The sequence below is a fragment of the Pelistega sp. MC2 genome (genome assembly GCF_900099475.1).
Taxonomy (GTDB): domain Bacteria; phylum Pseudomonadota; class Gammaproteobacteria; order Burkholderiales; family Burkholderiaceae_B; genus Taylorella; species Taylorella indica.
In genome coordinates, this window is the sequence record NZ_LT628276.1 from 356,712 (window position 1) to 369,577 (window position 12,866).

12 protein-coding genes and 1 pseudogene are annotated in these 12,866 nt (G+C 40.4%); 8 read left to right on the forward strand and 5 right to left on the reverse strand.

Going from position 1 to position 12,866, the window contains the following annotated elements; all coding sequences use genetic code 11:
- Positions 1-28 precede the first annotated feature (28 nt).
- Positions 29-1,207: a CaiB/BaiF CoA transferase family protein gene (locus BQ4443_RS12000; protein WP_023951743.1), complete on the forward strand. Its 1,179-nt coding sequence runs from the start codon at positions 29-31 to the stop codon at positions 1,205-1,207.
- Positions 1,207-2,019: an HpcH/HpaI aldolase/citrate lyase family protein gene (locus tag BQ4443_RS12005; protein WP_071059267.1), complete on the forward strand. Its 813-nt coding sequence runs from the start codon at positions 1,207-1,209 to the stop codon at positions 2,017-2,019. Before BQ4443_RS12000 ends, BQ4443_RS12005 begins: the two co-directional genes overlap by 1 nt.
- On the opposite strand, the gene BQ4443_RS12010 is transcribed toward BQ4443_RS12005, so the two are convergent.
- Genes BQ4443_RS12010 through BQ4443_RS12020 form a run of 3 tightly spaced genes read right to left on the reverse strand, consistent with a single transcriptional unit; the run spans position 1,985 to position 6,138 of the window.
- A complete protein-coding gene (locus BQ4443_RS12010) occupies positions 1,985-4,312 on the reverse strand; it encodes a CHASE2 domain-containing protein (RefSeq protein WP_071059269.1) in 2,328 nt (775 codons plus the stop codon). The genes BQ4443_RS12005 and BQ4443_RS12010 overlap by 35 nt on opposite strands.
- 18 nt (positions 4,313-4,330) lie before the next feature.
- Positions 4,331-5,410 carry a FecR family protein gene (locus BQ4443_RS12015; RefSeq protein ID WP_071059272.1) on the reverse strand — a complete coding sequence of 360 codons (1,080 nt, stop codon included), beginning with the start codon at positions 5,408-5,410 and terminating at the stop codon, positions 4,331-4,333.
- A gap of 32 nt (positions 5,411-5,442) precedes the next feature.
- Positions 5,443-6,138 (reverse strand): response regulator transcription factor, encoded by a 696-nt coding sequence (locus BQ4443_RS12020; protein WP_071059274.1) that lies wholly within the window; start codon positions 6,136-6,138, stop codon positions 5,443-5,445.
- Between the two features lie 461 nt (positions 6,139-6,599).
- Here BQ4443_RS12020 and rpsL point away from each other — a divergent pair, with 461 nt between their 5' ends.
- The 5 genes from rpsL to rpsJ all read left to right on the forward strand — a co-directional run bounded on the left by rpsL (position 6,600) and on the right by rpsJ (position 11,464).
- On the forward strand, positions 6,600-6,977 hold the full coding sequence (gene rpsL / locus BQ4443_RS12025) for a 30S ribosomal protein S12 (RefSeq protein ID WP_023950745.1): 378 nt from the start codon (positions 6,600-6,602) through the stop codon (positions 6,975-6,977).
- 158 nt (positions 6,978-7,135) lie between these two features.
- The gene (gene rpsG, locus BQ4443_RS12030) at positions 7,136-7,606 is read left to right on the forward strand and encodes a 30S ribosomal protein S7 (RefSeq protein WP_023950743.1); all 471 of its coding nucleotides are present in this window, start codon (positions 7,136-7,138) and stop codon (positions 7,604-7,606) included.
- A 15-nt stretch (positions 7,607-7,621) separates the two neighbouring features.
- Complete coding sequence (gene fusA, locus BQ4443_RS12035; protein ID WP_071059277.1) at positions 7,622-9,727, forward strand: elongation factor G; 2,106 nt, start codon at positions 7,622-7,624, stop codon at positions 9,725-9,727.
- Between the two features lie 84 nt (positions 9,728-9,811).
- Positions 9,812-11,002, forward strand: a complete 1,191-nt coding sequence (gene tuf, locus BQ4443_RS12040; RefSeq protein WP_023950739.1) for an elongation factor Tu — start codon at positions 9,812-9,814, stop codon at positions 11,000-11,002.
- A 150-nt stretch (positions 11,003-11,152) separates the two neighbouring features.
- On the forward strand, positions 11,153-11,464 hold the full coding sequence (rpsJ, locus tag BQ4443_RS12045) for a 30S ribosomal protein S10 (protein WP_023950737.1): 312 nt from the start codon (positions 11,153-11,155) through the stop codon (positions 11,462-11,464).
- Positions 11,465-11,653: 189 nt separating this feature from the next.
- Here rpsJ and BQ4443_RS12280 read toward each other — a convergent pair.
- Positions 11,654-11,773, reverse strand: a pseudogene (locus BQ4443_RS12280) (transposase domain-containing protein); the annotation flags it as partial.
- Positions 11,774-11,852: 79 nt separating this feature from the next.
- On the opposite strand from BQ4443_RS12280, the gene tnpB reads away from it, so the two are divergent.
- Positions 11,853-12,245: an IS66 family insertion sequence element accessory protein TnpB gene (tnpB, locus tag BQ4443_RS12050; protein WP_083331814.1), complete on the forward strand. Its 393-nt coding sequence runs from the start codon at positions 11,853-11,855 to the stop codon at positions 12,243-12,245.
- Positions 12,246-12,761: 516 nt separating this feature from the next.
- Here tnpB and BQ4443_RS12285 read toward each other — a convergent pair.
- Positions 12,762-12,866, reverse strand: a 105-nt coding sequence (locus tag BQ4443_RS12285) for a transposase domain-containing protein (RefSeq protein ID WP_143000619.1), incomplete at its 5' end; no start/stop codon positions are given.

Here is a 12,866-nt window from a genome sequence, read left to right on the forward strand (position 1 = left end):
TAGAGAAGCATACAGTTAAGGAATAAGAATGAGACCGTTAGACGGAATTACAGTATTGAGTTTTGAGCATGCTATTGCCGCTCCTTTTTGTACACGACAATTGGCTGATCTTGGTGCTAGAGTAATCAAGGTAGAGCGTCCGAGAGTGGGCGATTTTGCTCGAGGTTATGATGAAAGAGTAAGAGGCATGGCATCACATTTTGTCTGGACCAACCGCTCAAAAGAAAGTCTGACTTTAGATTTAAAAGGTGAGGGTGCTAGAGAGGTTTTGGATAGGTTATTACCAGAAGTAGATGTATTAGTTCAAAACCTTGCTCCTGGAGCAGCGAAGCGATTGGGCTTATCCTTTGATGAACTACATCAGACGTACCCTAAATTAATTGTTTGTGATATCTCTGGTTATGGTGAAGGTGGTCCTTATGAGAAGAAAAAAGCCTATGATTTATTAATTCAAAGTGAATCAGGCTTTATATCCACTACAGGAACGGAAGCTGAAATGGCAAAAGCAGGCTGCTCAATTGCTGATATCTCCGCGGGTATGTATGCTTATAGCAATATTTTGTCAGCCCTATTGCTTCGACAAAAAACGGGACAGGGTAGCCATATTGATGTCACTATGCTTGAGAGTATGGTGGAATGGATGGGCTTTCCTTTGTACTATTCTTTTGATGGTGCGCCACCACCAAAACGAGCAGGGGCTTCTCATGCAGCTATTTATCCTTATGGTCCTTTTGAGGTTGCGGGAGGTCAAACAGTGATGTTAGGGTTGCAGAATGAGCGGGAGTGGAAATCATTTTGTGATAATGTATTAGAGCAACCCCAGTTGGCAACCGATGAGCATTATGCAAGCAATAGTTTACGTCACAAAAATAGACAAGCACTTAGACAAGAAATTGATAAGGTCTTATTAACACTTAGCAAAGAAGACGTTATTGATCGTTTAGAAAAAGCAGGGATTGCTAATGCGAGTGTTAATGATATGCAAGGTGTTTGGAAACATCAACAGTTAAAATCCCGCAATCGTTGGGTTGAAGTAGAAAGTCCAGTCGGTGCATTACCTGCCTTATTGCCCCCAGGTTTAAATAATCAATATAGCTACCGCATGGATCCAATACCAGCATTAGGGGAACACACGGAACATATTTTGTCATCTTTGGGTTTTTCTGCACAGCAAATTGCCGATTATCAAGAAAAAGGGGTTATTTAATGTCGTTAATAAGAACTGCTTTATTTGTACCAGCAACTCGTACAGATAGGATATTAAAAGCCAAAAATAGTGGTGCTGATGCCGTCATTGTGGATTTAGAAGATGCTGTAGCGATAGAAGCTAAAGCAAGTGCAAGACAAGCTTTACAGCAGTTTATACAAGAGAACCCACAACAAGCTATTTGGGTTCGAATTAATTCTGTACAAACAGAATGGTTTGAAGAGGATTTAGCTTTTTGTGGTCAATATTCAGCCATTGAAACAGTGATGTTGCCCAAAGCGGAAAATGCTGAAGAAATTACTAAAGTCGCTGCACTTGGCAAACCAGTTTATCCAATTATTGAAAGTGCAAAAGGGATTGTAAATATGCTGGAAATTGCTCAGGTGAGTGGTGTCGCTCGTTTGTCTTTTGGTGCACTTGATTTAGGTGTGGATTTAAATATGGATGAGGGCACAGAAGGCTCTGCTTTTCTACTAAATCAAATGCGTGCACAAATGGTTGTTAATAGTCATGTGGCTGGTATTGAAGCGCCTCTTGATGGGGTTTATCCAGATTTTAAAAATCTCCAAGGGTTGCAAACATCAATGCAATTTGCCAAATCGATGGGGTTTGCGGGTGCTCTTTGTATCCATCCTAGCCAAGTTGATGTGATACATAAAGTATTTGAGCCGAGTGAAAAAGAGATTACGTGGGCACAGGGTGTATTAGCCAAAGCTCAGGAAACAGGTCTAGCGGCTTTTTCGTACGAAGGAAAAATGGTTGATATGCCTGTTTTAGCTAAAGCAAAACAGATTCTTCGTCATGTAAAATAGGTAGGTATATATGAAAGGTGGTACCTACTCCTTGAGTACTCTCAAGCGTAACTGAACCTTGGTGACCAACAATAACGGTATGTACAAAAGCTAAGCCTAGCCCTAACCCAGAGATACGCTTAGTTTCCATCTGAGGGGCACGGCCAAATACTTGGAATATGCGCTCAAAATCTTCCTGAGCGATACCAATCCCTTGGTCTTTGATGCTAATATGCCAATAATTATTTTCCTCGGTGATAGCTAAGGCAATGTGCATACCATCCTTACCATACTTAATGGCATTATCAATCAGATTATTAAAGGCTCGACTAAGCAGTGTTCCATCTGCCATGATGTAGCAACTATCAGGGGCGCTTTCAATCGCAAGTGTAATTTGTCTGGCTTTAGCAATAGACCAAAAATTATCTACTACGTTTTGCAGTAAATCAAGTAAATTGATAGGGAGTAACTGATAAGAGGTATTTTTTGCTCTTGCCAAATATAGGAAATTATCAACAAGATTAAGTGTATTACGGGAAAGTAAATTTACTTGCCGTAAGAAGTCCTCTAGCGATAGTGCTGTTTGAGGATTTTGTTGCATTTTGATTAAGGCTTGAATCGCACTTTGAGGGGCTCTCATATCGTGAGAAAGAAAGTGTAATGTTTGCTCGCGCTGACGCTCTTGCTCACGAATTCGGCTAATATCAATTAGGGTCAAGATAAAGCCAGAGTATTGCCCTAGCGAAGTATAGGTATTAGCAATACGGATTAATATGTCATTATTTGCCCTATCTTTGAACTCAATATCCTCTTTCGATTCAATCACTGTATCACTATTATCAGATACCATTGTGGATGTTTCAATAATTCGTTGAATGACAGAATTAGTGATATTTTCATTAGCTGTTATTAAGAGAATAAATTCTTTTAAATTTAAAGGGTTTTTATAACTAACCCCTAGTTCGGCTAAATACTTTTCAGTAATAGCTGTTGAGTATAAAAGTTGATTGTCTGCATCAAATACTGCTGTAGCATAGGGCATTCCATCTAGGCTGTCAGTAATAAATTGGCGTAAGTTTCGAACTCTTGCTAGTGCTGAACGTAATCTATTAATATGCTCATCAAAGGTGTTATAACCAGATAATGTAGTCGTAATTGGTTGATATGATTGTTCCATAGTAATAATGGATTTTTCGGCGTTCAAATTCTCAATTTCTTTTTGCATTTGTTTAAGGAGAATCTCTTGAGAACGCCAAGTCCACAAAGGATACACAAGAGTAGCACCAATAATAGCAGGATCTAAACGAACCCATAAATTCAAATATTGTAAGATCAGAAAATGAGTTACTAATGCTGATGTTGCCAATAAAATAGAGGCAAAAAATACCATGCGAGGTGATAAGATTAATACCACCACACAATAAATTAATACCCATACTAAAGAAAAGATTAAGGTGATAGTAGGGCTTACTTTATGAATCCATTTGCCTTCTATTTCTGCTTGTAATGCATTCGCTAAGATTTCTACCCCCGACATATTAATACTGCTACGACCTGTGGGAGTGGAAAATTTGTCACCGAGCCCTGTTGCCCATGCACCCACTAAAACATATTTATTATCAAACATATCCTCAGGGACTTTAAAATTTAACACATCACTATAAGAAATTGTTTGGTAATGATTTGGTGGTCCTGAGAATGGTATATATGCTTTAAGTGCAGTGTCAGAATTATTCTGTAGCTCTATATCTTGACCTGCCGCCAATAACATAGCCAAACTAAAGTGATATTGGTTCTCATATTCATCAGGGATATAACGCTCAATTTGTCGAACAAGGCTATCGGATTCAAGAGGCACATTAATATAGCCTAGTTTGTTAGCTTCCTTTGTTAAAGGATCATGAGGGTAGCTTGGAGAGTGGTTTTCATTGTTAAAACTTGCTAATACGACACGTCCATGTTGTTTTATAGCACGAGCGAACTCTTGATCATCTTCTGGATAATGGGATGGGCCCAAAAAAGAAATATCAAACCCAACGGATTTTGCCTTTTCTAGATGTCTTAATAACTGAGCGTGTAACACTCGTCGCCAAGGCCAAGTCCCTAGTTCCTGTAGACTTTTATCGTCAATAGTGATAATAACGATATCTTTAGATGCTGGTCTTAGATGTGACTGTCTCAGGAAAGAATCATACAAAATATTATCCATTTCATTGATGGGTAAAAAGAAAGTAATCAATGAGGTTATAATACTAACAAATAAAGAAACCCCTAAAAACTCACGTTTGTAACGGGTACTTAGGGATTTAATCATGACGATAAACAGTGAAAATTATTGTGCCGCTGGTAAAGAGGCGCCTGCTTTAGAGTCTGATTCCGATTTAACGGGAATACTGACTAACGTTGCTGTATCAGCACCAGATAAGCCTTTTTTATCAATCGCTCGGACTTGCACATAGAATTTGTTCACATTTGGTAGTTCTAGGTGATTAATCGTTGCTGTTGATTGTGAACGAGCTAATTCAAGTATTCCTTTCTCATCCAGTGTAAAGCGAATTAGGTAGTATTGGGCATTACTAATAGGATTTAATGTCACTGTTAAGTCATTAGTGCCTAACTCTGTTTGATATGAGACAGTATCTGGTAGTTGGTTTTTGATGATGCTACCTTTTGCTGAAATTACAGCGCCTTGATTGGCAGGAACAATAGTTTCTTTTGCTGGGCGTTTAGAGCTTGCTACAGCAGCTTTACCGCTTAATAATTCAACAATCACATGACCGTTTTCGTCAACGCGGCTACGTAAAGAAGTTCCTCTAACACCAGTAATACTGACCGGCGTTCTAATTTCGAAACGTCCTACTCCACCATTATTACTTTCTACATTTGCGGCAAACTCACCTTGTTCAGTTTTAAAAATAGCGTCTACTAAGCCCGTACCACAGAATTGGCGTAGGTGTTGAATATAGATAAGGCTATTTGGAGAAATAGCGATGACATTATCATTACTAAGCTTAAAAGTGACCGTACTGTTATTACCCGTTTCAATGCGATCATTCTCTTTAATTATTGAACCAATTTGGATAGTTTTATTATTGATGGTTACCTCACCAGAAACACCAATCACCTTGCCCTCATCCGGTAGTGTGTCAATTAACTTAAAGGGGACAAGAATCTCTTTTCCTACTGGAATAGTAGTGTTCTGACTAATTTTGTTATATGCCTTGATTTTTCGCCAATTGCCTGGTTTTGATGTAAAACGCTCAGCAATAATCCCTAAGGTATCACCTTCTTGCATAATATAAATGAAATTGTCACCTCGAGCTCCAGCTGGTTGAGCCAAAGAGATAGAGCTAGAAAAAAGGCTTGTTATAATTAAAACTGCAAGAGCTAGATGTCTGGTAAGGCTAAACATATAAAAACGAAATCCTTTGTGAAGGAGAAGATTTATTCTTGAACAAGTTCTAAACGGTAGCCAAGAGCATAAGAAGCAACAATCTGTACGCCATTTTCTGGATGGATTTTTAACTTTTGTCTAACGTTCGATAAATGTGTGTCTAGTGTGCGAGAAGTAGCTGGAATTTCTCGGTTCCAAATTGTAGAGCTTAAGGCGTCGCGAGAGAATAAACGACCAATGTTTCTAAAGAATAGGCTAGCTAATTCAAACTCTTTTGGTGCTAATACGATGGGCTCACCATGTAAGTAAACCTTACGGGCATTATTATCAAAGCGATAAGGACCTACCACAACCTCAGATTGAACTTGTGTTGTGGCTGTATTGCGACGTAAGTTTGCATTCACACGAGCGCTTAAAATAGCTGGGCTAAATGGCTTGTTAATATAATCATCAGCACCTAATTGAAATGCTTGTAAGAGGTCTGCATCTTCAGTGCGGTTAGTCACAAAAATAATAGGCACTTGAGGACCAATATTATTGCGAATCCATACTAATAACTCCACGCCTGTGACATCAGGTAGCTCCCAATCTAGTAGAAATAAGTTATAGCGATTTTTATTGCTGTTAAGTGCGCTTAAAAACTCTTTCCCTGTGACAAATTGCTCTACTTGGTGACCACTTTGAGTGAGAGTTTGTTTAACTAAATTTGCTTGAATTGGATCATCTTCTACTGACGCAATTAACATATTGCCTTCCTCTTACTTCCTCTTATTTAATTACTCATATTTTGCATGTGAATATATAGATTTTTTTTATGGAATCTAAAAGCCATTGGCATTTTAACATAGATTGATTTTATCCAGTAACTATTAGTAATAAATTTACGGTTATTAAAAATATGGGAGAGTGGCTTAAGATTAAAAGTAACCATAACAATTATTTGCAGAGCTCAGCAAAAGTAGTGAAAATTTAGCCAAGACTTTGTTTTATAGGAAAAAAAGAGACATAAATATTGACGTATGCACGAAAAAATGCTAATTTAGTGGGCTACTAGTAAAAAATGCTAGTAGTCTACTTAAAATCTTAACCCAGTTTTAAGTGTTTGCATTGTATTTGTAAAAATACCGTAGCAATCGTGCATTAAAGTCAGCACGTAAAACAGACATTATATAAACTCGTACAACACAGTACATTAATAGGATAAGACATGCCTACCATTAGTCAACTCGTGCGTAAACCGCGCGAAACTAGCCGCGTGAGCAGCAAGAGCCCAGCTCTAGAAAATTGCCCACAACGCCGTGGTGTTTGCACTCGTGTGTATACCACTACTCCAAAAAAACCTAACTCAGCGATGCGTAAGGTTGCTAAAGTTCGTCTAACTAACGGTTTTGAAGTAATTTCATATATCGGTGGTGAAGGTCACAACTTACAAGAGCACAGTGTAGTTCTTGTTCGTGGTGGTCGTGTAAAAGACTTACCAGGTGTACGTTATCACATCGTTCGCGGTTCTTTAGACCTTCAAGGTGTTAAAGATCGTAAACAAGCTCGTTCTAAATACGGTGCTAAACGTCCTAAGAAAGCTTAGTAGTTAGTTTTTAATGCTTCCTGCCCATGGGTGGTTAGCGTGCAGCCGCAGCTGCGTAAAATTTATACTGCGGTATGTAAGGGGTTGCTCTTGTTAATAGGCAGCCGTGGCCACGTAAGTGGTTCAACTGAAATAGACACAATTAAAGGAAGTAAAAGATGCCTCGTCGTCGCGAAGTTCCCAAACGTGAGATTCTACCTGATCCAAAATTCGGTAGCGTAGAACTTGCAAAATTTATGAACGTTGTAATGCTTTCAGGTAAGAAAGCTGTTGCAGAGCGTATCGTTTATGGTGCGTTAGAGCAAGTAGCTCAAAAAACAGGCAAAGAGCCTATCGAAGTTTTTAATCTAGCAATCAACAACGTAAAACCTATCGTTGAAGTTAAGAGCCGCCGTGTTGGTGGTGCTAACTATCAAGTTCCTGTAGAAGTGCGTCCAGTTCGTCGTCTAGCGTTGGCTATGCGTTGGGTGCGTGAAGCTGCTAAAAAACGTGGCGAAAAATCAATGGATTTACGTCTTGCAGGTGAATTAATTGACGCATCAGAAGGTCGTGGTGCAGCAATGAAAAAACGTGAAGATACGCATAAAATGGCAGAGGCCAATAAAGCGTTCTCTCACTTCCGTTGGTAATCAAAGGACTCTACAATGGCTCGTAAAACCCCAATCAATCGCTACCGTAATATCGGTATTTCAGCGCATATTGACGCTGGTAAAACTACAACATCAGAACGTATTTTGTTCTACACTGGTGTAAATCACAAAATTGGTGAGGTACATGACGGTGCGGCAACAATGGACTGGATGGAGCAAGAGCAAGAGCGTGGTATTACCATTACCTCTGCTGCAACAACGGCTTTCTGGCGTGGCATGGCTGGTAATTATCCAGAACACCGTATTAACGTTATCGATACCCCAGGACACGTAGACTTTACGATTGAAGTAGAACGTTCTATGCGTGTACTTGACGGTGCATGTATGGTTTATTGTGCTGTGGGTGGTGTTCAACCTCAGTCTGAAACTGTATGGCGTCAAGCAAACAAATATCGTGTTCCTCGTTTAGCATTTGTTAACAAGATGGATCGTACCGGTGCTGACTTCTATAAAGTTTACAACCAATTAAAAACACGTTTACGTGCTAATCCAGTGCCAATCGTTATTCCTATCGGTTCAGAAGATTTATTTAAAGGTGTTGTCGACTTAATCGAAATGAAAGCGATTATTTGGGATGAGGCGAGCCAGGGTACTAAATTTGAGTATCAAGACATTCCTGCTGACTTAAAGGATAAAGCAGAAGAATTCCGTAACCTAATGGTTGAATCTGCCGCAGAAGCTAATGAAGAGTTGATGAACAAATATCTTGAAGAAGGCGATTTGTCTAAAGAAGATATTATTAAAGCCTTACGTCAGCGTACGATTGCATGTGAAATTCAGCCGATGTTATGTGGTACAGCGTTCAAAAACAAAGGTGTACAACGTATGCTAGACGCCGTTATCGAATTTTTACCATCACCTGTTGATATTCCTCCAGTACAAGGTGAAGATGAGGACGGTAACAAACTAGAGCGTAAAGCGGATGATAAAGAAAAATTCTCTGCACTTGCGTTCAAATTAATGACTGACCCATTCGTTGGTCAATTAACGTTCATTCGCGTTTATTCTGGTGTATTAAATAGTGGTGACACTGTTCTTAACTCTGTTAAGGGTAAAAAAGAGCGTATTGGTCGTATTCTACAAATGCACGCAAATAATCGTGAAGAAATCAAAGAAGTATTGGCTGGTGACATCGCTGCTGTTGTTGGTTTAAAAGAAGTGACAACAGGTGAAACACTATGTGACTTAGACGCACCAATTATTCTTGAGCGTATGGAGTTCCCAGAGCCAGTTATTTCTCAAGCAGTAGAGCCAAAATCTAAGGCTGACCAAGAGAAAATGGGCTTGGCATTATCTCGTTTAGCGCAAGAAGACCCTTCTTTCCGTGTACGTTCAGACGAAGAATCTGGTCAAACAATTATTTCTGGTATGGGTGAGTTGCACCTAGAGATTATTGTTGACCGTATGAAACGTGAATTTAACGTTGAAGCTAATGTCGGTAAACCACAAGTAGCTTATCGTGAAACAATTCGTAAAACTGTTGAAAACGTTGAAGGTAAGTTCGTTAAACAATCTGGTGGTCGTGGTCAATATGGTCACGTAGTTCTAAAACTAGAACCACTAGAACCAGGTGGCGATGGATACCAATTTGTTGACGAAATTAAAGGTGGTGTGGTTCCTCGTGAATACATCCCAGCCGTTGACAAGGGTGTTCAAGAAACATTATCAGCAGGTGTGGTAGCAGGTTACCCAGTTGTTGATGTTAAAGTTACGTTAACATTCGGTTCATACCATGACGTTGACTCAAATGAGAATGCGTTCCGTATGGCTGCTTCTATGGCGTTCAAAGAGGGTATGCGTAAAGCAAGCCCAGTGCTTTTAGAGCCTATGATGGCAGTTGAAGTAGAAACTCCAGAAGACTATGCTGGTACTGTAATGGGTGATTTATCATCTCGTCGCGGTATGGTTCAAGGTATGGACGATATGGTTGGTGGTGGCAAAATCATCAAAGCAGAAGTTCCTCTAGCTGAGATGTTTGGTTATGCTACTAACTTACGCTCTCTAACTCAAGGTCGTGCAACATATACAATGGAATTCAAACATTATGCTGAAGCTCCAAAAAATGTTGCTGATGAAGTAGTTAGCGCACGTAGCAAGTAATTTACAAAACCGTAAGCCTTCTCTGTTATAATACGAAGGCTTACACTTAATTAATTTATACATAATTTATTGGAAATATAAATCATGGCAAAAGAAAAGTTTGAACGTACCAAACCGCACGTAAACGTAGGTACAATTGGTCACGTAGACCACGGTAAAACCACATTAACAGCAGCGATTACTACTGTCTTATCGAAAGAGTTCGGTGGTGAAGCGAAAGACTATGCGGCGATTGATGCGGCACCTGAAGAGCGTGCACGTGGTATTACGATTAATACTTCACATGTAGAGTATGAAACAGCGACACGTCACTATGCACACGTAGACTGCCCAGGTCACGCTGACTATGTAAAAAACATGATTACAGGTGCAGCGCAAATGGACGGAGCGATTTTAGTATGTTCAGCCGCTGACGGTCCAATGCCACAAACACGTGAGCACATTCTATTATCACGCCAAGTAGGCGTACCTTACATCATCGTGTTCTTAAACAAAGCCGACATGGTAGATGATGAAGAGTTATTAGAGTTAGTGGAAATGGAAGTGCGTGAGTTGTTATCAAAATACGACTTCCCAGGTGATGATACGCCAGTCATTAAAGGTTCTGCGAAATTAGCGTTAGAAGGCGACGAAGGTCCATTAGGTAAACAAGCGATTTTAGCGCTAGCGGAAGCATTAGACTCATACATTCCAACACCAGAGCGTGCAGTGGATGGTACATTCTTGATGCCAGTAGAGGACGTTTTCTCAATTTCAGGTCGTGGTACAGTGGTAACAGGCCGTATTGAGCGTGGTATCATTAAAGTGGGTGAAGAGATTGAAATTGTTGGTATTCGTGAAACAGCGAAAACAACATGTACAGGCGTAGAGATGTTCCGTAAGTTACTTGACGAAGGTCAAGCGGGTGACAACGTTGGTTTATTACTACGTGGTACAAAACGTGAAGACGTAGAGCGTGGTCAAGTGTTAGCGAAACCAGGTTCAATCAAGCCACATACAAACTTCTCAGCAGAAGTGTATATTTTATCGAAAGAAGAAGGTGGTCGTCATACCCCATTCTTCCAAGGTTACCGTCCACAGTTCTACTTCCGTACAACAGACGTAACAGGTACAATTACGTTACCAGCGGATAAAGAGATGGTATTGCCAGGCGATAACGTAGCGATGGATGTTGAGTTAATTGCGCCAATCGCGATGGAAGAAGGTTTACGCTTTGCGATCCGTGAAGGTGGCCGTACAGTCGGTGCCGGTGTGGTTTCTAAAATCACTAAATAATTCTTAGCTTGTTTAAAGTTTTGAATTAGCAGTAAAATAGTTGGCTACCCCTGATAAGGGTAGCCAATTTATCCATGACCATAAATGGTTTACGATGTTCTTTAATTTCATCGTTCTTTTTAACTCGTTCTTTTAAGGTTGTATTTTCAAATGAAAAACCAAAAAATCCGTATTCGTTTAAAAGCTTTTGACTACAAATTAATCGACCAGTCAGCAGCTGAAATCGTAGAAACAGCAAAACGCACAGGTGCTGTTGTTCATGGTCCAGTACCATTACCTACACGTATTAAACGTTATGATGTATTACGTTCACCACATGTGAACAAAACATCACGTGACCAATTTGAAATTCGTACACACTTACGTCTAATGGATATCGTTGATCCTACAGATAAAACAGTTGATGCATTAATGCGTTTAGACTTACCAGCAGGTGTTGACGTAGAAATCGCGTTACAATAATTTGTAGCGAATAAAGTTATATGAGGGCGAACTTTGTGTTCGCCTTTTTTATTGGCTTATGAGTTGAAATTTTCTAATAAATGAATGTGTTGATGCCATATGAACAAAACTCATAAGTAAGCGTCCGGTGAACTCCGATTGACTTCCGTTTTTAAATGTTCAATGCCCCGATTTTGTCGGGGCATTGTGTTAATTCTTGGTGTCGTTTGGCGCTTGCCAACGATGAGGCAGAAGCTCAGCAATGTCCTTCGCTTTCTGTGTCGGCAATCGTTCCAACACATCCTTAAGGTAAGCATAAGGGTCATGGCCGTAAGCGTCCGGTGAACACATGTATTCATTCCTGCTAAATTGCGCGACACTATGGTTTTGTGTATGTTAGGAGAAATCAATGCCGTCTTTAATGCGTATTGAGACCGCCCAACGAGTGGGAATTCAAGAGCAAGCGTCTAGCCTACTGGCACTAGATAAAATCATCCTGGTGAGTGAGGCGACAGATTTACGAGCGGGGATGGATACCTTGCGCACTAAGGCAATTCAGCGCTTTGGTCAGGTGGCACCTCACGAAGCCTATGTGTTTATGAATCGCACGCACACGCTTCTTAAATTACTCATGCACGATGCGATGGGGTCGTGGCTATGTGTTCGTCGACTACATGAAGGACGCTTTCACGGTGCAGGCTCACGGATGAATCCGGCACTGTCGGCAGAACAACTGCAGGCCTTAGCCTTGGGGCTGCCTTGGCATCGTTTAGGTGAAGCCGGTATCTATCGTTATTGTTAGTTTGATCGTGAGCTAAGTGGGGCGATCTTGTCAATTAGGTATTCTCGGTATCGCTTATTTTATCGGCATAAGGCATACTACGTCTTATGCCGAATTCTTTTGCTTTTCTTTCCTCTGATTTATCCCAGTTAACTGCTGAGCAGTTGCGCGAACTCGTGCTGCAACAACAAGCCTTAATTGCTCAACAAGACGCATTGATTGTAAAAAAAGCAGCACAGGTGGAAGAAAAGGATCTGGCCTATCGTCGTGTTCTGAGCGCTTACGAACAAGTGAAGATGGAGTTGGCGATCTTAAGACGTATCAACTTTGCTAAACGTAGCGAACAGCTCCCTGACCTACAAGCGAAACTTTTTGAAGATGACGCCNCGCACCTCTTATTCAAACGGGAAACTCTCTTTTTGCAACTCATTTGTCAGATTTGGTCTGAACTTCTACATATTAAAGTAAGCGTCCGGTGAACTCCGATTGACTTCCGTTTTTAAACGTTCAATGCCCCGATTTTGTCGGGGCATTGTGTTAATTCTTGGTGTCGTTTGGCGCTTGCCAACGATGAGGCAGAAGCTCAGTAATGTCCTTCGCTTTCTGTGTCGGCAATCGTTCCAACACATCCTTAAGGTAAGC